21 protein-coding genes are annotated in these 23,361 nt (G+C 71.1%); 11 read left to right on the top strand and 10 right to left on the bottom strand.

From position 1 onward, the window contains the following. Nucleotides 1-3,276 carry a formate dehydrogenase gene (gene fdh / locus OH804_RS09085; protein ID WP_406064272.1) on the bottom strand — a complete coding sequence of 1,092 codons (3,276 nt, stop codon included), beginning with the start codon at nucleotides 3,274-3,276 and terminating at the stop codon, nucleotides 1-3. Nucleotides 3,277-3,419: 143 nt separating this feature from the next. Next, nucleotides 3,420-4,217: a PrsW family intramembrane metalloprotease gene (locus tag OH804_RS09080; RefSeq protein ID WP_406064270.1), complete on the bottom strand. Its 798-nt coding sequence runs from the start codon at nucleotides 4,215-4,217 to the stop codon at nucleotides 3,420-3,422. A 214-nt stretch (nucleotides 4,218-4,431) separates the two neighbouring features. Between OH804_RS09080 and OH804_RS09075 the strand changes: the two genes are divergently transcribed. Beyond that, entirely contained in the window at nucleotides 4,432-5,052 is a 621-nt protein-coding gene (locus OH804_RS09075) for a permease-like cell division protein FtsX (RefSeq protein ID WP_406064268.1), read from the top strand. Between the two features lie 57 nt (nucleotides 5,053-5,109). Here the strand turns inward: OH804_RS09075 and OH804_RS09070 are convergent, their stop codons facing one another. After that, the gene (locus OH804_RS09070; RefSeq protein ID WP_406064266.1) at nucleotides 5,110-5,562 is read right to left on the bottom strand and encodes a VOC family protein; all 453 of its coding nucleotides are present in this window, start codon (nucleotides 5,560-5,562) and stop codon (nucleotides 5,110-5,112) included. 73 nt (nucleotides 5,563-5,635) lie between these two features. Between OH804_RS09070 and OH804_RS09065 the strand changes: the two genes are divergently transcribed. Continuing rightward, nucleotides 5,636-6,646 (top strand): hypothetical protein, encoded by a 1,011-nt coding sequence (locus tag OH804_RS09065; RefSeq protein ID WP_406064264.1) that lies wholly within the window; start codon nucleotides 5,636-5,638, stop codon nucleotides 6,644-6,646. A 9-nt stretch (nucleotides 6,647-6,655) separates the two neighbouring features. Here the strand turns inward: OH804_RS09065 and OH804_RS09060 are convergent, their stop codons facing one another. From OH804_RS09060 to OH804_RS09050, 3 genes are all read right to left on the bottom strand, one after another. Then, nucleotides 6,656-8,560 carry a hypothetical protein gene (locus tag OH804_RS09060; RefSeq protein WP_406064262.1) on the bottom strand — a complete coding sequence of 635 codons (1,905 nt, stop codon included), beginning with the start codon at nucleotides 8,558-8,560 and terminating at the stop codon, nucleotides 6,656-6,658. Then, the gene (locus tag OH804_RS09055) at nucleotides 8,557-9,321 is read right to left on the bottom strand and encodes an ABC transporter ATP-binding protein (protein WP_406064260.1); all 765 of its coding nucleotides are present in this window, start codon (nucleotides 9,319-9,321) and stop codon (nucleotides 8,557-8,559) included. Before OH804_RS09055 ends, OH804_RS09060 begins: the two co-directional genes overlap by 4 nt. A 69-nt stretch (nucleotides 9,322-9,390) precedes the next feature. Further along, the gene (locus OH804_RS09050) at nucleotides 9,391-9,810 is read right to left on the bottom strand and encodes an ASCH domain-containing protein (RefSeq protein ID WP_406064258.1); all 420 of its coding nucleotides are present in this window, start codon (nucleotides 9,808-9,810) and stop codon (nucleotides 9,391-9,393) included. A 77-nt stretch (nucleotides 9,811-9,887) separates the two neighbouring features. On the opposite strand from OH804_RS09050, the gene OH804_RS09045 reads away from it, so the two are divergent. Continuing rightward, nucleotides 9,888-10,286, top strand: a complete 399-nt coding sequence (locus tag OH804_RS09045; RefSeq protein WP_406064256.1) for an NUDIX hydrolase — start codon at nucleotides 9,888-9,890, stop codon at nucleotides 10,284-10,286. A gap of 42 nt (nucleotides 10,287-10,328) precedes the next feature. Here OH804_RS09045 and OH804_RS09040 read toward each other — a convergent pair whose 3' ends face one another. Beyond that, nucleotides 10,329-11,402, bottom strand: a complete 1,074-nt coding sequence (locus OH804_RS09040; protein WP_406064254.1) for an XdhC family protein — start codon at nucleotides 11,400-11,402, stop codon at nucleotides 10,329-10,331. A 118-nt stretch (nucleotides 11,403-11,520) separates the two neighbouring features. Between OH804_RS09040 and OH804_RS09035 the strand changes: the two genes are divergently transcribed. From OH804_RS09035 to OH804_RS09000, 8 genes are read left to right on the top strand one after another with little or no spacing between them, the layout of a single operon-like run. After that, nucleotides 11,521-12,393 (top strand): xanthine dehydrogenase family protein subunit M, encoded by an 873-nt coding sequence (locus tag OH804_RS09035; RefSeq protein WP_196923545.1) that lies wholly within the window; start codon nucleotides 11,521-11,523, stop codon nucleotides 12,391-12,393. A gap of 2 nt (nucleotides 12,394-12,395) precedes the next feature. Further along, on the top strand, nucleotides 12,396-12,944 hold the full coding sequence (locus tag OH804_RS09030) for a (2Fe-2S)-binding protein (RefSeq protein WP_196923546.1): 549 nt from the start codon (nucleotides 12,396-12,398) through the stop codon (nucleotides 12,942-12,944). Further along, on the top strand, nucleotides 12,941-15,331 hold the full coding sequence (locus OH804_RS09025; protein ID WP_406064251.1) for an aerobic carbon-monoxide dehydrogenase large subunit: 2,391 nt from the start codon (nucleotides 12,941-12,943) through the stop codon (nucleotides 15,329-15,331). The genes OH804_RS09030 and OH804_RS09025 overlap by 4 nt, the downstream gene beginning before the upstream one ends. Nucleotides 15,332-15,341: 10 nt before the next feature. Then, on the top strand, nucleotides 15,342-16,208 hold the full coding sequence (locus tag OH804_RS09020; RefSeq protein ID WP_406064249.1) for an XdhC family protein: 867 nt from the start codon (nucleotides 15,342-15,344) through the stop codon (nucleotides 16,206-16,208). A gap of 3 nt (nucleotides 16,209-16,211) precedes the next feature. Then, entirely contained in the window at nucleotides 16,212-16,787 is a 576-nt protein-coding gene (locus tag OH804_RS09015; protein ID WP_406064247.1) for an NTP transferase domain-containing protein, read from the top strand. After that, complete coding sequence (locus tag OH804_RS09010) at nucleotides 16,784-17,653, top strand: AAA family ATPase (RefSeq protein ID WP_406064245.1); 870 nt, start codon at nucleotides 16,784-16,786, stop codon at nucleotides 17,651-17,653. The genes OH804_RS09015 and OH804_RS09010 overlap by 4 nt, the downstream gene beginning before the upstream one ends. Continuing rightward, nucleotides 17,650-18,492, top strand: a complete 843-nt coding sequence (locus OH804_RS09005) for an SRPBCC domain-containing protein (RefSeq protein ID WP_406064243.1) — start codon at nucleotides 17,650-17,652, stop codon at nucleotides 18,490-18,492. The genes OH804_RS09010 and OH804_RS09005 overlap by 4 nt, the downstream gene beginning before the upstream one ends. Beyond that, entirely contained in the window at nucleotides 18,489-19,727 is a 1,239-nt protein-coding gene (locus OH804_RS09000) for a vWA domain-containing protein (RefSeq protein ID WP_406064241.1), read from the top strand. Before OH804_RS09005 ends, OH804_RS09000 begins: the two co-directional genes overlap by 4 nt. On the opposite strand, the gene OH804_RS08995 is transcribed toward OH804_RS09000, so the two are convergent. The 3 genes from OH804_RS08995 to OH804_RS08985 form a co-directional block, all read right to left on the bottom strand. Beyond that, entirely contained in the window at nucleotides 19,652-20,671 is a 1,020-nt protein-coding gene (locus OH804_RS08995; protein WP_231392681.1) for a LysR family transcriptional regulator, read from the bottom strand. The two genes, OH804_RS09000 and OH804_RS08995, sit on opposite strands and share 76 nt — an antisense overlap. Before the next feature lie 90 nt (nucleotides 20,672-20,761). Then, the gene (locus OH804_RS08990; RefSeq protein ID WP_406064239.1) at nucleotides 20,762-21,562 is read right to left on the bottom strand and encodes an FkbM family methyltransferase; all 801 of its coding nucleotides are present in this window, start codon (nucleotides 21,560-21,562) and stop codon (nucleotides 20,762-20,764) included. 36 nt (nucleotides 21,563-21,598) lie between these two features. Further along, a complete protein-coding gene (locus tag OH804_RS08985) occupies nucleotides 21,599-23,260 on the bottom strand; it encodes a sulfatase-like hydrolase/transferase (RefSeq protein WP_196923554.1) in 1,662 nt (553 codons plus the stop codon). Nucleotides 23,261-23,361 lie beyond the last annotated feature (101 nt).

The raw sequence follows: 23,361 nt of genomic DNA, 5'->3' as shown, positions 1-23,361 counted from the left end.
TCAGGCCTCCTGGTCGCTGCTGCTGTCGGCGACGTCGGTCGTGACCATCGGTGGGTAGCGGTGGACGAGGTTCCCCGACCGCCGCCGGTAGTCGACGACGAGGTCCAACAGGTCCTGTCCTCTCGGGCGTCGTCCGGGCCGGACGTCGCACGTGCCGACCTTGCTCTCCTGAATCAGGACGTTGGGGTCGAGGGTGATGCCGAACAGGTCGTTTGCCGAATCGCCTGTCACCAGACCCTCGTAGCCGAAGTGGTACGGCAGCCAGACCTGGTGGATGATCCGGCCGTCCACCCGCAGCGGCGTCACGCGGTCGGTCACCAGCACCTTCGCCTCGACTGCCGCGCGGCTGGTGACCAGGTGGGCCCAGCCCAGGTGACTCAACCCTCGCAGGGCCGCCAACTCCGGCGACACCTCGACGAACATCTCGGGTTGCAACTCGGCCAGGGGCGACACGTTGCGGCTCATCCCGCCGGCGGTGTGGTGCTCGGTGAGCCGGCTGACCGTGAACACGTACGGGAACACGTGACTGTGCTCCTGCGGCGGGCTCGGGTTCAACGTGTTGATCGGGTGTGTGTACACCTTGCGGGTCGGGTTGGCCTGCTGCCGGTAGAGCGGGTTGCGCACCGGCGACTCGACAGGCTCGTAGTGGGTGGGCATCGGTCCGTCGAGCACACCGGTGGGCGCGTACAGCCAGCCTTTGCCGTCGCCCTGAAGGATGAACGGGTCGTCGCCGGCGATGCCCGCCACACCCGAGGCGTCGTGCGCCGGCCGGTAGGACGGCGGTTTGGTCTTCTCGAAGTCCGGCACGTCGTAGCCGGTCCACTCACTCTTGTCCGCGTCCCACCAGACGTAGCGTTTGCGCTCACTCCACGGGTTGCCGTCCGGGTCGGCGGAGGCGCGGTTGTAGAGGATGCGCCGGTTCGCCGGCCACGCCCAACCCCACTCGGGCGCCACCAGGGACTGCTCCGAGCCGGGTTTGCGGCGGGCCGCCTGGTTGACGCCGTCGGCGTACACCCCGGTGTAGATCCAGCAGCCGCCGACGGTGGAGCCGTCGTCCTTCATCTCGGTGAACGACGCCAGCGGGCGGCCGGTGGCCACGTCGTACCCGTTGATCTCGCGCAGCACCGCCTCGGCGCTCGGCTCGACGTGCGGGCCGTGCGTGGGGTAGTCCCAGGTGAGGTCGAGCAGCGCACGGTCGCGCGGCTTCGTCGACGTCGCCAGCCGTTCCCGGATGATGCGGCCGAGGTGGTAGAAGAACCACAGCTCGGAGCGGGCGTCGCCTGGTGGCTCGACGGCCTTCTCCCGCCACTGCAACAGCCGTTGGGTCTGGGTGAAGGTGCCCTCCTTCTCCACGTGCGAGGCGGCGGGCAGGAAGAACACCTCGGTGCGGCACTTCTCGGGCGCGATCTCGCCAGTCTCGATCTCCGGTGCGTTCTGCCAGAACGTGGCGCTCTCGATCATGAACAGGTCACGGACGACCAGCCAGTCCAGGTTGGCCATGCCCAGGCGCTGCGCGCGGCCGTGCGCGGAGCCGACCGCCGGGTTCTGCCCGAGCAGGAAGTACCCCTTGATCTTCCCGTCGATCATGTTGAGTACCTGCTGGTACGTGCCGTGGTCACCGGTCATCCGCGGCATGTACCCGTAGCAGTAGTCGTTCTCGGCTGTGGCCGCGTCACCCCAGTACGCCTTGAGCAGGTTCACGCCGTAGGTGCGGGCGTTGCCCCAGAAGCCCTTCTGCCCGGGGTGCGCAATGCTGTCCACCCACTTGTCCAGGGTCGGGTGCTCGGCGTGATGCGGCATCGGCAGGTAGCCCGGTAGCAGATTGAACAGCGTCGGGATGTCGGTGGACCCCTGGATGCTGGCGTGCCCGCGCAGGGCCATCACCCCACCACCCGGCCGGCCCACGTTGCCCAGCAGCAGCTGGATGATCGCGCCGGTGCGAATGTACTGCACGCCGACGCTGTGCTGCGTCCAGCCCACCGAGTAGACGAGCATGCCGGTCCGCTCCCGGCCGGAGTTCTCCGTCCATGCCTGGGCCAGTTCGAGGAACTTCTCCTGCGGGATGCCGCAGACCCGTTCCACCATCTCCGGGGTGTAGCGGGAGAAGTGCCGCTTGAGGATCTGGTAGACGCAGCGCGGGTGCTGCAATGTCTCGTCACGTTCGGTCTCGCCGCCGACCGGCGCGCCGTGCGACTCGTGCTCCAGCCCGGCCGCGGTCTCCCGCTGCGTCTCGCTGTCGCGGGTCGCCTGGTCCTGCGGGTGGCCCTCGTACCGCCAACTGGCCTGGTCGTAGGTGGCGTTGTCGTCGTTGAATCCGGAGAAGAGGCCGTGCATGTCCTCGGTGTCGGCGTACTCCTCGGTCACGATCGTCGCGGCGTTGGTGTAGGCGACGACGTACTCCCGGAAGTCCAGTTCGTTGTCGAGGATGTAGCGCACCACCCCGCCGAGCAGCGCGATGTCCGTGCCCGCCCGGATCGGCAGGTACGAGTCAGCCAGCGCGCTGGTGCGGGTGAACCGCGGATCGACGTGGAAGACCTTCGCGCCCCGACGCTTGGCCTCCATCACCCACTGGAAACCCACCGGATGTGCCTCGGCCATGTTCGAACCCTGGATGACGATCACGTCGGAGTTCGACAGGTCCTGCTGGTACTGGGTGGCGCCGCCACGACCGAAGCTGGTCCCCAGACCGGGGACGGTGGAGGAGTGTCAAATACGCGCCTGGTTCTCGATCTGCAACGCGCCCGCCGCGGTGAACAACTTCTTGATGAGGTAGTTCTCCTCGTTGTCCAGCGTCGCCCCACCCAGGCTGGAGATGCCCAGCGTCCGGTTGAGCGGTCGACCCTCGGCGTCGACGTCCTCCCAGGTCTCGTCACGGGCGGCCAGGACCCGATCGGCGATCATGTTCATCGCCGTGTCGAGGTCGAGATCCTCCCACTCGGTGCCGTACGGCCGGCGGTAGCGGACCGTGGTCTGCCGCAGCGGACTGGTCACCAGGCTCTTACTCGCCGAACCCTTCGGGCAGAGCCGACCCCGCGAGATCGGGCTGTCCGGATCACCCTCGATCTGACTGACTTGCCCGTCCTTCACGAACACCCGCTGACCACAACCCACGGCGCAGTACGGGCAGACGGACCGGGCCATCGAATCGGCGGTGTCGGTGCGGGCGGTGAGCGCACGGGACCCGTCGGACTTCGCCGCAGCACCCCGGCCGAGCGGGTCGGTGCCGGTGAGCTGGCGGTAGACCGGCCAGCCCTCGAACCAGCTGCGCACCCCCATTGCCGCACCTTCCCGACCAACCCCGCCAAATATGAACACTCTGACGTTAGATGAGGTGCCGGTCCGGTCGCAGCGGGATCACCAACAGTCAGCCTCCCCGGCCCATTCGTGCAGGCCGGGAGAGGCACGGGGTACGGCGGTGGTCAGTGCGGTGGGAGCTGGCCGACGGGATGCTCACCGAAGGTCCGGTACCGGCGCAGCTCCCAGAACAGCCAGCCGATGCTGATGATCGCCAACACGACGAAGACCAGCGAGCCGGAGAACGTGTCCCAGAGGGTGTGCAGGACGACGACACCCAGGAACGTGCCGATGAAGCCGAAGAGCCGAGCGACGCTCGGGCTGGCCAGCAACGCCCACAACGCGCCGGCGGTGAGCCCGGTCCAGGCGGTGTGACCGGCGGGCGCCGTCAGACCCCGGATGAAGAGCGTCTGCTCCACCGCACCGATGTTGCCCTGGGAACTCAGCAGCGCGCTGAACGCGTAGCCCATCGTCTCCAGTGCGGCGAACCCCATGCCGGCGGCGATGCCGATGATCAGCCCGTCGGAGGGCACCCGGCGACGATGCTGGGCCACCACCGTGAACAGCAGGATCACCGGGACGATCAGCTTCGCCGACTCCTCGATCAGCGCCACGAATAACATCGGCAGGGTGCCGAGGCCGCGCAGGGTGTCGTACTCCAGGGTGCCGGCGACCACCGTGCCGATCACACCACCGAAGAACGCCGACGTCACCAGCACCGACGCCGGCACCTGCCACCGCCCGGTCCGGGCCTGTGCGAACGTCAGGAACGTCAGCGGCACCAGCGTCGCCCCGAGCAGGATCAACGCCGGTACGAAATTCGGATTCTTGGTGCTGACCAGGGTGCGCAGCACCGCCACATAGAGGATCAACCCGATGGCGAGCACCCCGACCCACGCCCACCGGCGCCAACGATCACCCATACCGCGCAGTCTGTCGGACGCAGGTTACGAAGACCAGCCACGGCACTGAGATCCTGACGACTTCCAGCGGCGGCGACGTCCGCTGTTCAGGGGCGGCGATGCGCGGGAGTGATGGCTACGATCTTCGCCCATGCGCCGCGGAGCACCGTTACTGTCACTCGTCGTCCTGTTGGCCCTTCCCGCCTGCACCTCGAAACCCGAGGAGCCCGGGGACGTGGCATTGACCGTCTTCCTCGACAACGACGTGACGGTGGCGCAGAAGGGCAGCGTGGAGCAGCAACTCCGGTCCATGCCAAGTGTCAGGGAGGTGTCCCTCGAAACCCGCGAGCAGGCGTACGAGCGCCAGAAGGCGGACCTGAAGGACCAGCCCGACCTGCTGGCGGCCCTCAAGCCGGAGTACCTGCCGGAGCTTCTTCACGCCACCGTCAGCGACCCGTCGATCGCCGAGGCGGTCGAACTGGTGATGGCCGAGGCCGACGGCGTGCAGGACGTGGCGCTCAGGATCGCGGACGTCGACCCCCGGCCATCGCGGATCGGCGTCATCGTCCGGCTCACGTCGTCGGCGACTGACGAACAACGGGCCGCCGTGGAGACGGCCGTCCGGGCACTCCCCACGGCGAAGTCGATCGAATTCGAGGACCGCGACGCCGCGTACGAGCGCCTCCGCAAGCGGTGTCAGGGCAAGGGTGACCTGTCCACGCAGCTCCAACCGCGGATGACGCGCGAGTCGTGGCGGTTCGAGATGCCCCTGAACGGAGAAGGATCTGGAGTGGGCGAGCTGATGAGGCTCGACGGCGTCGACGGCGTACCCCTGGCCCCTCTGGCGATGCTGTAACGCCTGCAGAGGGCCGCAAGCCGTTTCGGCGTGTCGCAGTCGAAGGGACGGCCCCGATCAGCGTGGGAACGGGCTGAGGGGTGACCTGTCGCCTACGGACCACGTGTGGCCGGACGGGTCCGTGAAGCCACCTTGACGGTGCGTCCCCCAGGGCACGTGGTGATCTTCGATTCCCGCTCCGGCGATAGCGCCCGCGGCGACGGCGCGCTCGATGAAGGTGTCGGGATCGTCGGCAAACACCTCGATGCGGGTAGTTGTGACGCCGGTCTGGCCGGGACTGGCCTCTGTGCGGTTCTCGGGATTGACCTCATGGAGGAAGAAGGCCGCGCCACTGATCTCGAGGCCGGCCACGCCACCAAGGTTCCAGAGTTCTGTCGCGCCCAGTGCAGTCTTGTACCAGGCAACCGCAGCATCTGCATCGTCGACGATCAGCATCACTGAGATCACTGGTGGCGAAGCTGACACCGTGTCGCCGGGCGAGGCGGAAGGATCTTTCAGTTCCTCAATCATGCCCTCAGCATGCCGGACGGCATCATCCGCTCCCATGGCTACAACCCAACGAGTACCGCCGCAGCTTCTCGTCGTGCGTAGGCTCACGGCCGTGCGCCCGTTGCTGATCGCCGAGACAGTGATGACGCCGCCGACCTTCGTCGAGTGGCTGACCGGCACGGGGTTGCTGGCGTGGAGCCATCGCTCGCTGCGCGTGTTGCACTCGGACCTGACCCTCGCGCTGGCGTGGGAGCCCGCCGACACGGACCCGATCCTGGCGGTCGGCGTGGCTCCGGACCGGTCGTGCTTCGCGCTCGTGGGACCACGACAGGTGCAGGTCCGCAGCGCCGACGGCCGCGTCCGGTGGGCGGTCGAGCACGGCAGGGTCCTGTCGACGGGTTGGCCCCGGCCACGTTGCCACCTGGCCGGGGACGGCCTTCTCTGGCTGTTTCTGCCCGACGGTGCCGGCGACCAACTCGTCGTGCTGGACACGTCCGGAGGCGGTGACGAGGTCGACCGGCGGCGCCTTCAGACCGTCGAAGGCTCTGCCACATTCATCCTGGACGCCAATCGACAGCACGTCGGGCTGCACATCGCGGTGGGGCCGGAAACCTGTCTCAGTTACCGCTGGACGCCTGGCGATCGGCGGCTGGTCGCCGGGCAGACCATGAACGGCTGCCTGGCCGACATCAACGCCAGCGGGAGCTTCTATCTCTCCATGCCGCACGGCAGCGGCCGGATCGCGATACGCGATGTCGCCGACGACAGTGCCCGGGTAGAGCGCCGCTACGACGACATCCCGGAGTTCGGCGACTCCGACGACTACCGGATGTACGAGGCCGCGGCCGTCGTATCCGACGACTGGGTCATGGTCGGCGTCGCGACCGACCAGGGTGACGCCGAGCAGCATCTCCTGCTTTCCACCCGCACGTTGCGCCCGCAGACCGTTATGGATTACGGCATCGACATGCCCCAGAACTCGATCCTGTCCGCCGGTGGGCATGGACGGTGGATGACGCACGACGCCCGCCTCGGGGTGGTCCGGCTCTGGCAGTTACGCGAGCCGCACACGGATGAGGTCGAGGGCCAACTCGGGCTCTGGTAGAGCTGTGGCTCAGGAGCCGTCTGGCCGTGGCCGGCGATCCCACAGCACCAGGCCGGTGAGCAGCATCGCCACGCCCAGACCGACCATGGCCAACCCCACCGCCGTGTGCGCGCTCCCGCTCAGGTGACCCGCCACGATCCACCCGCTGTCGATTCCGAACGCCAGCGGCATCAACCCCTGCGGGATCACCGGGATCCACCCCACCGTCAGCAACCCCAGCGCCCACGCTGTCGGCTTGTTCTCCCGGTACCACTGCGCGTCCCAGGTCAGCGGGAGCACCGCCTCCGGGGGCCGGCTCCGCCGGCCGGCCGCGGCGAGCACGTCGGTCCCGCGTCGGGTGAGGCGTTCGTCGGCCAACCAGAGGCCTCCCCGCCAGGCCGCGGCGCCGCTGAGCAGCCCGACCAGTGGCAGCAGCGGCGCCACTCCCGATGGGCCCCAGATCACCAGGGCGAGCACCGGCGCGGCGGCTACCAGCCCCGACCCGGTGGCGACCAGCACGCTGACGATGTCGGTGGGGTTGTCAGCCGAGGTGGGGTGCCGCGGGTCGGCCACCGGCCGGACCCGCAGCAGTGACACCCACACCGGCACCGACGCGCCCGCGCCGAGCAGAGCCGGCAGTGTGGAGAGCGCGGCCAGCGGGTCGACGTCGGGCGCGAGGAGGACACCGGCGAGGGCGAGCAGCACCCCGATCGGGGTGACCAGCACCAACCACGCAAGGGCCCGACCCCGGACCTCGGCCCGTTCCCCGCCCGGCGTGCTGAGCGGCAGCCACAACGCGGTGCCGTCCAGCCCGACCAGGCCGGCCGACATCGCCGCCGCGCCGAGCACGGCCAGCGGTCCGGCCCACGGCAGCAGCAGGTCCACGTCGGACAACAGCGGCAGTCCGGCGAGCAGCGCCCCGTACACCACCGCGAACGCCAGATACTGCAACCGCAACGGATGCCGTACCCAGGCCCGCAGCTCACGGCCGACGACCGCCCGCGTCGCCGCCGGCACCCACCCCAGCCAGCCGCGCTCGGCGTGCCCATCTCCGGCCGGTGACGCCGCCGTGGTCCCGCGCCGCGCGGCCGGCTCGTCGCCACGCCGCACGGGCGGGAGCACTGTGGTCCCGCGCGGCCGGAACGGCACGCCCGCCGTGATCACCCTTCGCACGAGCATGATGTACGCGGCGGCGCAGAGCGCCACGATGCCCACCAGGGTCGCCATCAGGCGCGCCCCTTGCCCGGTTGGCCCTGACGCGGCGGAGACCGGCCAGGCGCTCGGCACGTACGCCATGGCCCGGACCACCTCCTCCGGCGCTGCCACGAGCAGGACCGACACCCACGGGAAGACCGCCCAGAGCGACCCGGCGACACCCATCGCCGTGCCGGTGAAGACGCCGGTGAGCAGCGCCCCGGCCGGACCTCCGGCGTGGCCGACGACCTCCAGCGCGATGGCCGAGCCGACCAGCCCGAGCAGCCAGAGCAGCACCGCGCCGCCGGCGGTGACGAGGACCGCGACGGTGCCGTACCGGGCGGCGTGCACCGGCAGCGCGGCGAGTGCCACCAGCGAGACGACCGGGCCGATACCGATCGCCGACGCGGCGAGCAGGCCGATCGCGGCCGGGACCCCGCCGATCGGCTCCAACCGTAGGTGGGCCGGGCGGACCCGGCCGCGCCCACCGCCGAGCAGCAGCGGCAACACGATCCAGCCGAGAACCCACGCCCCGGCGAGCAGGCCGAGGGTGTGCTGGTCGCCGCGGAGCGCGTACCGGATCAACCAGGCGGCGGCGAGCAGACCGACCAGGCCGGCCACAGTGGGTCCGGGGTGCTCGCGCAGCGAGCGACGCAGCATCGTCGCGCGCATCCGGGCCGGCACCGCGATCGCGCCGAGGGTGCCGCCCAGCTGGCCGGGCGCGGTCAGTTGCGTGCTCATCGTGCCCCGGTCAGCCAGTCCAGACCGGCGCTGCCGGAGGCTTCGGCGCCGACCAACTCGACGAACCGGTCCTCCAGGCTGCTGCCGGCGGCGACCTCGGCGACCGGCCCGGCGGCGACCACCCGGCCCTGATGGATCACGGTGACCTCGTCGCACATCTGCTCGACGAGCAGCATCGAGTGAGTGGACAGCACGCAGGTGCCGCCGCCGGCCACGAACCGGCGCAGCACCTGGCGGATGGTGGCCGCGGAGACCGGGTCGACCGCCTCGAACGGTTCGTCGAGCACGAGCAGCCGGGGCGCGTGCAGCAGCGCCTGGGCGAGGCCGAGCTTCTTGCGGGTGCCGGTGGAGCAGTCGGCCAGCGGTGTGCCGGCGCCCTTGGTCAGGCCGAGCACGTCGATCAGTTCGGCGGCACGGTCGGTGGCCGCGGCCCGGGGCAGCCCACGCAGACCGGCGCTGTAGCGCAGCAGCTCGGCGCCGGTGAGGCGTTCCGGGAAGTCGAGGCCGTCGGGCAGCACGCCGGTCAGCGCGCGGGTCAGGCCGCGGTCGCGCAGCGCGTCGTGGCCGAGGATCCGGATCTGCCCGGCGTCAGGGGTGACCAGGCCGACGGCCATCCCGATGGTGGTGGACTTGCCGGCACCGTTGGGCCCGACGATGCCGTGGAAGGTGCCGGGGTGGACGGTCAGATCGATGCCGTCCACCGCGCGATGCGCCGCGAAGGTCTTGACCAGGCCACGGATCTCGAGTGCCGGGGGGATCACGCGCCGAGCATAGGTGACCTTGCACGACCACGTGGCCCGCCGCTTGTCGGTCCACAGCGGACGGGCCGCTCAGACGACGTGCACCAGCCGGAAGCGTTCGGTCACCACCAGGGTGTCGTCGTTCACCGTGAAGTCCGGGTCGCCCAGTTCGGCGCGCACGTCGGCGCTGTGCCAGAACCCCTCGTGTCCCGCACGCCACTGCGCCACCGACTCGTCGCCCTCCCCCTCGGCCAGGGCGTGTGGCAGGTCGACGTCGGCGAGCCGGACCACCCGTACGTCGGTCAGCTCGATGGCGGCGACCCGCCGGCCGGCGGAGTCCACCACGGCGGACAGTTGGCCCACCTCGGGCAGCGGCTCGTTGGCGCGCTCGTACCCGGCCAGCAGGCCGGTCGTCGATGTCTTCGCCCTGGACAGGATCGCGCCCACGAGTTTGTCGCGCAGCGGCCCCGGAAACGCGAACTCGGCAAGCGGAAGATCGTCAAGGTCCATCCGTGGAGGTTATTCGATCCGGTGCGCCGTGAGGGATCGTCGTCGACATGCTCCCGCCGACGTGGCACGGTCTCGTCATGGCCACCTATGGCGTCGCCCTCGTGCTGCTTGTCGATCCGTCAGGCGCGGTGCTGCTGCAGCACCGCGACGAGGACGCGGTCGTCTCGCCGGGCCAGTGGAGCCTGCCGGGTGGCCATGTCGAGCCCGGCGAGTCACCGGAGGCGGCGGCCCGCCGCGAACTACTGGAGGAAACTGGTCTGACGGCGGGTGAGCTGCACCCGCTGTGGAACGGACCGCGCCCGTACGAAGCGGGTTTTCCGCACACCGTGACCGTCCACGTGTTCCGTGGCACCACCACGGCCCGTCAGGAGGACGTGGTGGTCGGTGAGGGGCAGGCGATGGTGTTCATCCCCCGGGACGAGGTGCTCGATCGTGAGCTGGCGGTCTCCACCGCGCTGATCCTCTCCATGATTTAGGGCCTCCCCTTCGGCATGCATCCGGACGGCTGCACGCGCGTCTCAGGTGTGGTGGATCGGGGTCGCCAGGTCGCTGAGCGGGCGGCCCGAGCCGCCCCAGGTCTGGGCGGTGATCTCGGCGGCGATCGCCACGGCCGTCTCCTCCGGCGTCCGCGCCCCCAGGTCCAGCCCGATCGGCGAGCAGAGGCGGGCCAGCGCGCTCTCCGGGACGCCCGCCTCGCGCAGCCGGCGCATCCGGTCGTCGTGCGCACGCCGGCTGCCCATCGCGCCGATGTAGCGGGCGGAACTGCGGAGGGCGACCTGGAGGAGCGGCACGTCGAACTTGGGGTCGTGGGTCAGGACGCAGAGCACGGTGCGGTCGTCGACTGTCGTCGACTCCAGGTACACGTGCGGCCAGCGGACGACGAGGTCGTCGACGTCAGGAAAACGCGCACGGGTGGCGAACACCGGGCGGGCGTCGCAGACCGTGACGTGGTAGCCGAGGAACGTGCCGATCCGGGCCATCGCTGCGGCGAAGTCGATCGCACCGAAGATGATCATCCGGGGTGGCGGCACGTACGACTGGACGAACACGGCCACCTCGTCGCCGCGCTGCTGCCCCTGCCGACCCAGGTGGATCGTGCCGGTGACGCCGAGGGCGAGCATCCCGGTCGCCTGCCGGGCCACCGCGTCGTCCAGGTCGGGTGCGCCGAGGCTGCCCGCGACCCGGTCGGGCCAGATCACCAGTTGGGCGTTCTCGACCGACGCGGTGGCGACCGGGCGGCCGTCGCGGATCGCGGCGAGGACCTCGTCGAGCTCGGTCATCGCGACGCTCGGTTGCACCAGGACCTGGATGGTGCCACCGCAGGTCAGGCCGACCTCCAACGCGTCGTCGTCGCTGACGCCGTAGGTCTGGGTGTGTGCCGCGCCGGTTCGGATCGCGGTCCGGCAGAGTTCGTAGACGGCGCCCTCGACGCAGCCGCCGGAGATGCTGCCCAGCACCTCACCGTGCACCGAGACGGCCATCGCGGCACCGGGTTGCCGGGGCGCGGACTGCCAGGTCCGCGCGACGGTCGCGACGGCGAACGCGACGCCGGCCGCACGCCAGGTCGTCAGCCCGTCGACGATGTCCCGCATGGCCGCACGATCCGCGAGCCCCCACGGCACCGTCAACGGCGACCTAAGCAGTTGCTTAGGTCGCCGTTGACTTTGACCACCACCGGGCAGAGATTTTGCCGGAATGCGGAGGTGCGACATGCAGGTGCCGGCACCGTTCGAGTACGAGCGAGCCACCAGTGTGGACCATGCGATAAGCCTGTTGGAGCGGTTGGGCGGGACGGCCCGCCTGATCGCCGGCGGGCACAGCCTGCTGCCGATGATGAAGCTCCGGCTGGCCAACTTCGACTATCTGATCGACATCAACGACCTGCACGGCGAGTTGGGCTACGTCGAGGCGGGCCCCGACGAGGTCCGCATCGGTGCGCTGACCCGGCATCGGGAGCTGCTCGAATCGCCAGTGCTGGCGGCGGCGTTCCCCATCTTCGCCGACGCCGAACGGGTGATCGCCGACCCGGTGGTGCGCAACCGGGGCACGCTGGGCGGCTCGCTGTGCCAGGCCGACCCGTCCGAGGACCTGTCGGCGGTCTGCACGACGTTGGACGCGCGGTGCGTGATCCGTGGTCCGGGCGGCGCGGAGCGGGTCGTGTCGATGGAGGAGTTCCACGTCGGGCCGTACGAGACGGCCGTCGCGGACGACGAGATCCTGGTCGAGATCCGGCTGCCGGTACGGCCCGGCTGTGGCAGCGCGTACGCCAAGGTCGAGCGCCGGGCCGGCGACTGGGCCGTGGTGTCGGCCGGTGCGGCGGTGTGGCTCGACGGCGGCGCGATCGTCGATGCCCGGGTCGGGCTCGCGGCCGTCGGGCCCAACACCACGGGCATCCCGGCGATCTCGGCGGCGCTGCGCGGGCAGGAACCCTCGGAGAGCCTCTACGAGCAGGCCGGGACGATCGCGGCGGACAGTTGCGACCCGGTGACCGACCAGCGTGGCAGCGCGGAGTACAAGCGGCATCTGGCCGCCGAGCTGACCCGGCGGACCCTGCGCCGGGCCGTCGAACGGGCGAGGAGCTGAGCATGCAGGTCACCATGACCGTCAACGACGTCGAGGTCACCCGGGAGATCGAGGCCCGGCTGCTGCTGGTGCACTTCCTGCGCGACGTGCTGGGTCTGACCGGCACGCACTGGGGCTGCGACACCAGCAACTGCGGCACCTGCGTGGTCTGGCTCGACGGCGAGCCGGTGAAGTCGTGCACGGTGCTCGCGGCGATGGCCGGCGGCCACCAGGTGCGTACCGTCGAGGGCCTCGCCAAGGGCGCCGAGCTGGACCCGATCCAGCAGGGGTTCATGCAGTGCCACGGTCTGCAGTGCGGTTTCTGCACGCCCGGGATGATGATGACCGCGCGGGCGCTGCTCGACCGCAACCCCGACCCGAGTGAGACGGAGATCCGGGAGGCGATCTCGGGTCAGATCTGCCGGTGCACGGGTTACGCCACCATCGTGCGCTCGGTCCGCTGGGCCGCCGTGGCCGAGGCGCAGGCCGCGACGCAGGTCACCGAGACCACCGAATCGTCCGAGGCCGGCGAGATCGACAACGCCGGCCAGCCCGCGGAGGCCGTCGCATGACCACCGTGCACGAGCGCGTGGACACGTTCCACGACAACGACCAGAAGCCCGTCGGGTACGGCCGGATGCTGCGCAAGGAGGACCCGCGTTTCCTGCGCGGTCGTGGCCGGTACGTCGACGACGTCCAACTGCCCGGCATGCTGCACCTCGCGATCCTCCGGTCGCCGGTGGCGCACGCCCGGATCGTCAGCATCGACACGAGCGCCGCCGAGGCGTCGCCCGGGGTGAGGGCGGTGGTGACCGGGGCGATGCTGGCGCAGCAGAACCTGGCCTGGATGCCGACGCTCTCCAACGACGTGCAGGCCGTGCTCGCCACCGACAAGGTGCGTTTCCAGGGCCAGGAGGTGGCGTTCGTCGTCGCCGAGGACCGGTACGCGGCCCGTGACGCGCTGGAGCTGATCGACGTCGAGTACGACGTGCTCGACCCGGTGATCGACGCACGCCGGGCGTTGGCGCCGGACGCGCCGCTGATCCGCGACGACCTGGACGGCAAGACGAACAACCACTGTTTCGACTGGGAGACCGGCGACGAGGCGGCGACCGAGGCGGTCTTCGCCCGCGCCGACGTGGTGGTCAGTCAGGACCTCGTCTACCCCCGGGTGCACCCGGCGCCGATGGAGACGTGTGGGGCGGTCGCCGACTACGACGCGGTCGACGGCAAGCTGCGGCTCTGGTCGACCACCCAGGCCCCGCACGCGCACCGCACCCTCTACGCCATCGTGGCGGGCCTGCCCGAGCACAAGATCCAGGTGATCTCGCCGGACATCGGCGGCGGGTTCGGCAACAAGGTGCCGATCTACCCCGGGTACGTCTGCGCGATCGTCGCCTCGATCGTCACCGGCAAGCCGGTGAAGTGGATGGAGGACCGCTCGGAGAACCTGATCAGCACGGGGTTCGCCCGGGACTACATCATGCGCGGAGAGATCGCCGCGACCCGCGACGGCCGGATCCTCGGCATCCGCACCAACGTGCTGGCCGACCACGGCGCGTTCAACGGCACCGCCGCCCCGGTGAAGTACCCGGCCGGCTTCTTCGGGGTCTTCACCGGCAGCTACGACATCGAGGCCGCCTACTGCAGGATGACAGCGGTCTACACCAACAAGGCGCCCGGTGGCGTCGCGTACGCCTGCTCGTTCCGGATCACCGAGGCCGTCTACCTGGTCGAGCGGATCGTCGACTGCCTCGCCGACGAACTCGGCATGGACCCGGCCGAGCTGCGGTTGAAGAACTTCATCCAGCCGGAGCAGTTCCCGTACACGACGAAGACCGGCTGGGTGTACGACTCGGGCAACTACGAGCCGACGATGCGGCTGGCGATGGAGATGGCCGGCTACGACGAGTTGCGCCGCGAGCAGGCCGAGAAGCGGGCCCGGGGCGAGCTGATGGGCATCGGCATCGCGTTCTTCACCGAGGCCGTCGGCGCCGGGCCGCGTAAGGACATGGACATTCTCGGGCTGGGCATGGCGGACGGCTGCGAGCTGCGCGTCCACCCGACCGGAAAGGCCGTGGTACGCCTCAGCGTGCAGTCGCAGGGTCAGGGGCACGAGACGACGTTCGCGCAGATCGTCGCCGAGGAGATCGGGATTCCCCCGGCGGACATCGAGGTGCTGCACGGCGACACCGACAACACCCCGTTCGGCCTCGGCACGTACGGCAGCCGATCGACGCCCGTCTCGGGCGCCGCCGCGGCGCTGGTCGCCCGCAAGGTCCGCGACAAGGCTCGGATCATCGCCTCGGGGATGCTGGAGGTGTCCGTCGCCGACCTGGAGTGGGAGAAGGGCGCGTTCCACGTCGCCGGTGACCCGGGCAGGTCCGTCACCATCCAGGACATCGCCCTGCGCGCGCACGGCGCGGGTGACCTGCCCGAGGGCATCGAGGGTGGCCTGGAGGCGCAGATCTGCTACAACCCGTCGAACCTGACCTATCCGCACGGCGCGTACATCTGCGTGGTGGACATCGATCCCGGCACGGCGCAGGTGACGGTGCGACGGTTCATCGCTGTCGACGACTGCGGCACCCGGATCAACCCGATGATCATCGAGGGGCAGGTGCACGGCGGGTTGACCGACGGGGTCGGCATGGCGCTGATGGAGATGATCGCGTTCGACGAGGACGGCAACTGCCTCGGCGCGTCCCTGATGGACTACCTGATCCCGACGTCGCTGGAGGTTCCCGACTGGGAGACCGGCTTCACTGTCACGCCGTCGCCGCACCACCCGATCGGCGCGAAGGGTGTGGGCGAGTCCGCCACAGTGGGGTCGCCGCCCGCGATCGTCAACGCTGTCGTGGACGCCCTGAAGCCCTTCGGCGTCCGCCACGCCGACATGCCGCTGACGCCGTCGCGGGTCTGGGACGCGATGCGCGGCCAGGCCCGGCCGCCGATCTGAGGAGCCGAGGATGACCACCATCGCCGAACGCGCCCGGGAGTTGACCGTCACCCGGGAACCGTTCGTCCACGCCACAGTGGTCCGCGCGCAGGACCCGACGTCGGCCCGACCGGGTGACGACGCGGTGATCCGGTCCGACGGCTCGATCGAGGGCTTCGTGGGCGGGGTGTGTGCGGAGAGTTCGGTGCGGGCCGCCGCCCTCGACACCCTGCGCGACGGCACCGCCCTGCTGCTGCGGGTGCTGCCGGAGGGCGCGACCCCGTTCCCGGAGACGCCGGGCGCGCGGGTGGTGGTCAACCCGTGCCACTCCGGTGGGGCGATCGAGGTCTTCCTCCGACCGGTGCTGCCGACGCCGGCACTGCGCGTGGTCGGCGACACCCCGATCAGCGCCGCAGTGGCGACCCTCGCCGCGTTCCTCGACTTCGACGTCGTCGCGGCCGACGACAGCACCGGTTGCACCGCCGTCGTGGTGGCCGGGTTGGGCAAGGGCGAGCCGGAGGCGATCCGGGCCGCGCTCGACGCCGGCGTCGGGTTCATCGCGCTGGTCGCCAGCGGCAAGCGTGGCGCGATCCTCCTCGACGAACTGGGGTTGACCGACGCGGAACGCGCCCGCGTCCACACCCCCGCCGGGTTGGAGATCGGCGCGCGGACGCCAGCGGAGATCGCTCTGGCGATCATGGGTGAGGTGGTCCGGGCCATCCGGGTGGACGGACTGGCCCCCGCCTCCGGCGCGCCAGCCGCCCGACCGCAGCAGGCCGTCGACCCGGTGTGCGGGATGACAGTGCTGGTCGGGGCGGAGACCCCGCACGCGCGCGTGGACGGGCAGGACTTCTGGTTCTGCTGCGCCGGCTGCCTCGCGAGTTACACGGCGGCGTGACAGGTGTTCCTGACCGGCGTGGTGCTCGCCGCGGGCGCATCGGTGCGACTCGGCGAGGCCAAGCAACTGCTCCCGTACCGGGGGCGGACGCTGCTCGACGCCACCCTCGACCTGGCCCGCTCGTGCGGCTTCGACCAGTTGCTCGTCACAGTGGGCGGCGCGGCGGGCGACATCCGCGACCGGGTGGACCTGACCGGGTGCCAGGTCGTGCAGAACCCGGCGTTCAGCACCGGCTGCGGGTCGTCTGTGCGCACCGCCGCGCGCGCGGTGGACCCGCGCGCCGACGCGCTAGTGCTGCTCCTCGGCGACCAGCCCGGCGTCCGCGCCGTGGACGTCCGCCGGGTCGCTGCGGCGACCACCCCGCTGGCCGTGTGCCGGTACGCGGACGGCCTGGGCCATCCCTTCCGCTTCGGCCGAGAGGTGCTGCCCGAGTTGTACGACCTGCACGGCGACAAGGCCGTCTGGAAGCTGCTGCACTCCGGACGCCATCCGGTGACCGAGGTGACAGTCGACGGGCCGGTGCCGATCGACGTGGACACCCGGGCCGACTACGAGCGCCTGCTGGCGGGCGACGCATGAAGGACGCCCAGGCCGTCCGGCACCGCCTCGACGCCGTCGACTACCTGGTCGACGACGGCATGGCCATGGCCCTGTTCCTGGCCCTGCGCCTCGGTCAGCCCCTGCTGCTGGAGGGCGAGCCGGGAGTCGGCAAGACCGCCGCCGCGAAGGCGTTGGCCCGCGCGCTGGAGACACCGCTGATCCGGTTGCAGTGCTACGAGGGGCTCACCGCCGGCGAGGCGCTCTACGAGTGGAACTACCAGCGGCAACTGCTGGCGATCCGACTCGCCGAGGCACACCACACGCGGCTCAGCGACGCCGACCTGTTCAGCGCCGAGTACCTCCAGGAGCGGCCGATCCTGCGGGCCGTACGCCACGGTGGGCCGGTCCCGCCGGTGCTGCTGATCGACGAGATCGACCGGGCCGACGACGAGTTCGAGGCGCTGCTGTTCGAGTTCCTCGGCGAGGCCGGCATCACGATCCCCGAACTCGGCACCTTCACCGCCCGCACCCCACCGGTCGTGGTGCTCACCTCCAACCGCAGCCGGGAACTGCACGACGCGCTGCGCCGCCGTTGCCTGTACCACTGGATCGACTTCCCCGAGCCGGCCCGCGCCGTGGAGATCGTCCGCCGGGCCGTACCGGGCGCGACCGAACCGCTGATCCAGACGGCCGTGCAGTTCATCGGCGGCGTACGCCACCGGGAGTTGGAGAAGGCGCCCGGGATGGCGGAGACCATCGACTGGGTGGGCGCGCTGTCCGTGCTGGGCGTCACCGACCTGGCCGCCGACGGCGTGGCGCACACCGTCGGCACCATCGCCAAGACCCCCGACGACCGCGCCGTGGTCGCCGCCGCGCTCGGCGCCTACCAGGAGAGTCAGCCATGAAGATCACCAACGAGTTCGCTGTCACCGTGCCGATCGAACGGGCCTGGGCGGTGCTCACCGACCTTGAAGGGCTCGCGCCGTGCCTGCCGGGCGCCCAGCTGACCGGCGTCGACGGCGACGTCTACCAGGGCCGGGTGCGGGTGAAGGTCGGCCCGGTCGTCTCGGAGTTCGCGGGCACGGCTCGGTTCGTCGAGAAGGACGACGCGGCGTACCGCGGGGTGATCGATGCGAAGGGCCGGGACGCCCGCTCGACCGGCACCGCGTCCGCGCTGGTCACCGCCCACCTGCGGCCGGACGGCGACCGGACGCTGGTCAGTGTGGACACGGATCTGAAGATCTCCGGCAAGCTGGCCCAGTTCGGCAGCGGCATGATCAAGGAGGTGTCGGGCAAACTGCTGGCCCAGTTCGTCGCCAACCTGGAGGCCAAGCTGGCCGCCGAACCGCCGGCCCCGCACCCGAACGCCGAACCCGTGGCGGCCACGTCCGCCGCGCCGCCCCAGCCAACCCCGGCCGCGTCGGCCACGGCGGTCGAGCCCTCAGCCGCGTCGGCCACGGCGGTCGCGACCACGCCCAGCACCGCCGCTGTCGCACCCTCGCCCGTCGAGCCGTCACCGGTCACCCCGTCACCCGACGGAACGTCGTCGGTCTCGCCACGACCCGCTTCGCCGCCGCCGGTCGCGCCGTCGGCCGACGGCGTGCGTGTTGCGCCGACTGCCGAGCCGGAGGCGCTCGACCTGCTCAGCATCGCCGGCGGGTCGGTCACCAAGCGCCTCGTACCGGTGCTCGTGGGTCTTGTCGCGGTCGGCGCGGTGATCACCTGGTTGGTCGCGCGCCGGTGAGCCCGGTCGTGCTGCGCGGCGTCGACCGGGCCGCGTTCGCTGTGGCGCTCGCCGGGCGGCTGCGCCGAGCCGGCGTCCCGTGCGGGCTGACCACCGTCGACGACTTCGTCCGGGCCCTCGCCGCCAGCCCGCCCGACTCGATGTCGTCGCTCTACTGGACCGCCCGGATCAGCCTGGTGCGACGGCACACCGACGTGCCCGCGTTCGACCGGATCTTCGCGGCGATCTTCGCGGATCCCCCACCGTTGCCCCGGTCGCGTCGGTCCGCCCCCCGGACCGACGGCCACGACGACGTGTACGTCCGGGTACCGGCCGACACCGACGAGGCGGGGTCGGGCGGCGGCCTGCCGTGGGCGACAGTGCCGCCAGCGGTCGGGGAGTCATCCGCACACGACACCGCGCTGCGACTGCCCGAGCGGCGCCCGAGCGCCCACACCGGGCCCGCCGACCGTCCGTTCGACGAACTCGACGCCGTGCAGGTCACGCAACTCGGCGACGCCCTGCGCGCGGCCGTCGCTGGCTGGCCGACCCGACGCACCCGGCGGCACACCGTCGGCTCGGCCGGTGCCCGAATCGCGTTGCGGGCCACCATCGCTCGGGCCCGGCGCACCGGCTGGGAGCCCGTCGAGGTCGTCCGCGCGCGCCCGGTACGACGGCCCCGCCCTGTCGTGCTGCTCTGTGACGTCAGCGAGTCGATGCGGACGCAGGCGACCGCGTACCTGCATCTGATGCGAGCGTTCGCGGTGGTCGCCGACGCTGAGGTGTTCGCGTTCGCCACGACGCTGACCCGGCTCACAGTGGTGCTCCGGCACACCTCGGCGGCCGAGGCGGTCGCGCAGGCCAGCGCCGCCGTGACCGACCGGTACGGGGGCACCCGGATCGCCACGAACCTGCGGGCCCTGCTCACCTCCCACCACGCGGAGGCCGTCCGCGGGGCGGTGGTGGTGATCGGGTCGGACGGCTGGGACAGCGATCCCCCCGCCGACCTGGCGGCGGTGATGGCCCGGCTGAGCCGCCGCGCGTACCGGGTCGTCTGGTTGAATCCCCGCGCCGGCGCACCCGGCTTCGCCCCCCGGGTCGGCGGCATGGCCGCCGCACTCCCCTACTGCGACCGGATGCTGCCGGCCGGCACCTTCCAGGATCTGCTGGTCGTCGCCCGTCAGCTCCAGAGCGTCACGTGCACCGACGGCCGGAAGTGGCCGACGCTGACGCCCGCGCCGCGCATCATCGCCTGAATCGCCCGCGGCGTCGACGAGAATCGCGACAGCTCCTCGGCGGCCGACATCGAACCGGGGGTGGCGAGCACCTGTGCGTGCCACACCGCCTCCGTGGTCGCGTGCGGTCCCACCACCTGCGCGAGCTGGCCCTGGCGGACGTCCGGCGCGACGGTGAACGCCAGGGCTGGTGCCACCCCCTTGCCCCGCTTGGCCTCGCCCAGCGCGGCCGCGTGGCTCTGGAAGATCTGCTGCCGCTCGTCCGGTACGGCCAGCCGGCGCAGCAACGCCGGGACCGCGCCCCACTCGGTGGCGGCCGACGGCCCGAGCAGCCAGGTCTGCTCCCGCAGCTGCCCCGGGGACGCCGCCAGGCCGGCCAGTGGGTGGCCCGGACCGACGGCGATCACGAGCCGGTAGTTCATCACGGGCCGGCAGCCGATGGCGCTGTCGACGATCGACGGCTGTGGCCCGATCGCGATGTCCGCGGCGCGGGTCAACAACAGCGACCCGAACGACCCCGGGTTGCGCACGCTCAACTCGACGTCGAGGTCGGCGGCCCGCTTCGCGAAGAGTTCGATCAGCCCTGGCGCGGCGAACTCGGCGAACAGGCTCGACGCGGCGACCCGCAGCAACCGTCGGCCTCGCTTCGCGGCGCTGACCTCCAGCATGGTGCGGTCCTGAAGACCCAACAGTTCCGCCGCGCGACTGGCCAGCCGCAGCCCACCCGGGGTGAACGCGAGTCCCGCCGCCGTCCGGGCGAAGAGCTTGTCGCCGAACTCCTTGCGCAGCTGGGCGATGTGCAGCGACACCGCCGACTCGGAGACCTGAAGCTCGGCGGCGGCCTGCTTGACCGAGCCCAACCGGACCACGGCGACGTACGCGCGCAGCTGCGTCGGGGTCATCGGCGTCACCCACTTCCCCGCGATCGCGTGGCTCGGCTCGGCGTCGAGACGAACGTCGATCATCCCCCGCTGCGCCGTCCCACCACCAGCAGCCGATCATCTGATCGTCGCCGCTCGGCTGCGGCCGCGACCGGGCGGCGACGAGTGCCGAGGTCAGCTGTCGGTGCTGACCGCCTGGTGTCCGGACACGCAGTACACGTCGCCGGAGTTCGCGGCGTGCGGCAGGTCGTGCAGGTGCGTCGCCAGGTCGGTCGCGGGCATCCAACGGTGGAAGGTCATCGACTTGTCGTCGCCCAACGCGACGTCGAAGCCGTCGAAGCCGAGCGCGGTCAGGCGGTCGAGACACCGGTCGGCGACCGCACGCGCGATGGTGGTGAACTCGAACGACAGCGCGGGCAGTGGGCGGCTCAGGCCGGCCAGCACCTCGTCCTCGAAACCCTCAACGTCGATCTTGGTGAAGGTCGGCACGCCGTACGTCTCGATCAGCGCGTCGACGGTGACCACCGGAACCTCGATGTCGGCATCCCACACCTCGCTCTCCCACCCGCCCGCGCCCTTCGCCGCCCGCACGAAGTCGGGCGAGGCGGTCGACACGGTGGGGTTGGCGGAGTTGACGTGCAAGCGGGTGCGCCCCGGCCGCGCGCCACACGCGGCGTCGACCACTGTCACCTGGTTGTCGTCGGCGTAGATCGCCCGCAGGGCACGCAGGCACAGCGGCTGCGGTTCCACGGCGACGACCCGGGCGCCGAGGCGACGGAAACTGCCGATGTGGTCGCCCACGTGCGAGCCGATGTCGAAGACGAGGTCCCCGCTGCTGACGAAGCGGGAGTAGAAGGCGTCCATCCTCGCGTCCCGCTCGGGATCGCCGTAGTAGACGTCCAGCGAGCGGTGCAGCAGGGACAGGGCCGGATCGGTCCGGAGCGCGGCGATCCTGGTCTCGGTGGTAGCCGTCATCTGTCTGGGTCCAGTCCGTGTGGGAGGTGGCCGGGGTTACGGTCCGAAGGCGGTCAGGAACCGGTCCCGGAAGGCGTCCATCCGCCAGACCGGAGCCTGCGGACCGGGCTTCAGCCCGTCCTGCCAGCCCCACCCGGAGATCCGGTCCAGCACGGCCCGGTCCCGGGTGATGATCGAGATGGGGACGTCGCGGCTGGCGTTCTCGCCGGTGACGACAGCGGCGGGCTGGTGGTCACCGAGGAAGATGAACACGAGGTCGTCGTCTCCGTAGGTCCGCACGTAGGAGGTGAGCGTGCCGAGTGTGTACTCGATGGACTTCCGGTAGTCCGCCCGGATCTGGGCGGTGTTGCGGCGCTTGTCGTCGGACCTGCGGACGCCGGCCCCGCGGTAGACCGCGCCGTCGCCGACGTCGGCCCAGTCGAGCAGCGGCGGGACGGGCGTCCAGGGCGCGTGACTCGACACCAGCGCCAACTCGGTCATCACGTTGCCGTCGCGCTTGGCCTGTTCCAGGCGCTGCCAACTGGCAAGGGTGTACTGGTCGGGCGGGGTGCCGAAGCTGAACTTCGGGCCACGGTACGCGAGCGTCTTGGCGTTGTAGAACCGGTCGTAGCCGAAGAAGGAGCCCTCCGGCCACGCCTTGGTGACGGCGGGCATCACGCCCACGGTCTGCCAGTTCGCCCGGCGGAAGGCGCCGTTGAGGGTCATCCGGTCACTGGCCAGCAGGGTGCGGTGCCGTTGGTCGTTGTCGATCCAGAGGCCGGAGAGCAACGTGTCGTGCGCGAGCCAACTGCCACCGCCGAAGGTCGGTGAGGTGAGGAAGCCGCTCTGCGCGGCGAAACCCGCCGCGTTCAGCTCGCTGGTGCCGCGGTCGAGGACCGCACCGACCTGCGGCGCGAACTCCGGGTCCTCGACGGCGTCCCGACCGTAGCTCTCCACGAAGGCGACTACCACGTTCTTGCCGCGCAGCGCGGTCAACAGCTGGTCGCCGGGGGTGTCGCCGAACCTGTCGGCCTCGATCAGGGCGCCGAACGTCTCGCGGTCGTCGAGCCGCAGGCGCACCTGGAAGCCGTGACCGTTGGCCAGGGTGGTCGCGGAGGTGTCGGCGACCGGTACACCCTCGACCACCCGCACGTTGAACGCGGCGCAGGCCACCCAGACGACCACCAGCGCGGCCACGATCCGGGTGGTCCCGGTGCGGTGCCGGACCACCAGCCGTCGCAGTCGCCGCATCGACAGCGTGACAAGTGTGGGCAGGCCCACGACCACCAGCGCCAGTGTGATCGCGGCGCCGATGGCGGCGGGCCGACCGTACGACTCGCTGAGGAAGGCGAACCCCTCGTCGAGGAGCGCCCAGTCGAGCACCGGGTCGAACGCCCGGCTCAGGGAGGCGGAGAACCCCAGGTCGAGCAGCTTGAGCAGGCCGAGCAGGCCGAGCGCCACGCCGGCGAGCGTCGCGACCAGTCGGCTGCCACGTGACGGCAGGGCGAGCAGGAGGGCCACCACCAGCAGCGCCTCCAGGGGGATCCGCACGAACCCCGCTGGGCTGAGTCGACCGAAGTCGTACGGCACGGTGAGGGCGAGCAGGACGAGCAGCGCGGCCAGGACTGTCGTCAGCCGGGACGCGATGGAACGCTTCGGCCGGCCCTCGGCTCCGCTGCCCTCGGTGGCGGCGGTGACGTCCGAGACTTCGCCCCTCATCGGTCTCCGTCCCTGGCTCGGCAGCTGACGTACGCGCGTCAAGAGCGACAACCCGGGCATCCTTCCATGATCTTCGTTGGGGGCGGGATCCGGGCGGCTCA

It is taken from the genome of Micromonospora sp. NBC_00860 (assembly GCF_045207375.1).
Lineage (GTDB): Bacteria > Actinomycetota > Actinomycetes > Mycobacteriales > Micromonosporaceae > Micromonospora > Micromonospora vinacea.
The sequence above is the reverse complement of the archived record's forward strand: the minus strand, read 5'-3'. Positions and strand labels throughout refer to the sequence as shown.

What these genes read in the sequence shown, in the direction of transcription:
- OH804_RS09020 (WP_406064249.1), top strand. Translation starts at nt 15,342, where the DNA reads ATGACCACCATCGCCGAACGCGCCCGGGAGTTGACCGTCACCCGGGAA.
- OH804_RS09060 (WP_406064262.1), bottom strand. Translation starts at nt 8,560, where the DNA reads ATGAGCACGCAACTGACCGCGCCCGGCCAGCTGGGCGGCACCCTCGGC.
- OH804_RS09005 (WP_406064243.1), top strand. Translation starts at nt 17,650, where the DNA reads ATGAAGATCACCAACGAGTTCGCTGTCACCGTGCCGATCGAACGGGCC.
- OH804_RS08995 (WP_231392681.1), bottom strand. Translation starts at nt 20,671, where the DNA reads ATGATCGACGTTCGTCTCGACGCCGAGCCGAGCCACGCGATCGCGGGG.
- OH804_RS09080 (WP_406064270.1), bottom strand. Translation starts at nt 4,217, where the DNA reads ATGGGTGATCGTTGGCGCCGGTGGGCGTGGGTCGGGGTGCTCGCCATC.
- OH804_RS08985 (WP_196923554.1), bottom strand. Translation starts at nt 23,260, where the DNA reads ATGAGGGGCGAAGTCTCGGACGTCACCGCCGCCACCGAGGGCAGCGGA.
- OH804_RS08990 (WP_406064239.1), bottom strand. Translation starts at nt 21,562, where the DNA reads ATGACGGCTACCACCGAGACCAGGATCGCCGCGCTCCGGACCGATCCG.
- OH804_RS09070 (WP_406064266.1), bottom strand. Translation starts at nt 5,562, where the DNA reads ATGATTGAGGAACTGAAAGATCCTTCCGCCTCGCCCGGCGACACGGTG.
- OH804_RS09010 (WP_406064245.1), top strand. Translation starts at nt 16,784, where the DNA reads ATGAAGGACGCCCAGGCCGTCCGGCACCGCCTCGACGCCGTCGACTAC.
- OH804_RS09030 (WP_196923546.1), top strand. Translation starts at nt 12,396, where the DNA reads ATGCAGGTCACCATGACCGTCAACGACGTCGAGGTCACCCGGGAGATC.
- OH804_RS09045 (WP_406064256.1), top strand. Translation starts at nt 9,888, where the DNA reads ATGGCCACCTATGGCGTCGCCCTCGTGCTGCTTGTCGATCCGTCAGGC.
- OH804_RS09035 (WP_196923545.1), top strand. Translation starts at nt 11,521, where the DNA reads ATGCAGGTGCCGGCACCGTTCGAGTACGAGCGAGCCACCAGTGTGGAC.
- OH804_RS09040 (WP_406064254.1), bottom strand. Translation starts at nt 11,402, where the DNA reads ATGCGGGACATCGTCGACGGGCTGACGACCTGGCGTGCGGCCGGCGTC.
- OH804_RS09050 (WP_406064258.1), bottom strand. Translation starts at nt 9,810, where the DNA reads ATGGACCTTGACGATCTTCCGCTTGCCGAGTTCGCGTTTCCGGGGCCG.
- OH804_RS09025 (WP_406064251.1), top strand. Translation starts at nt 12,941, where the DNA reads ATGACCACCGTGCACGAGCGCGTGGACACGTTCCACGACAACGACCAG.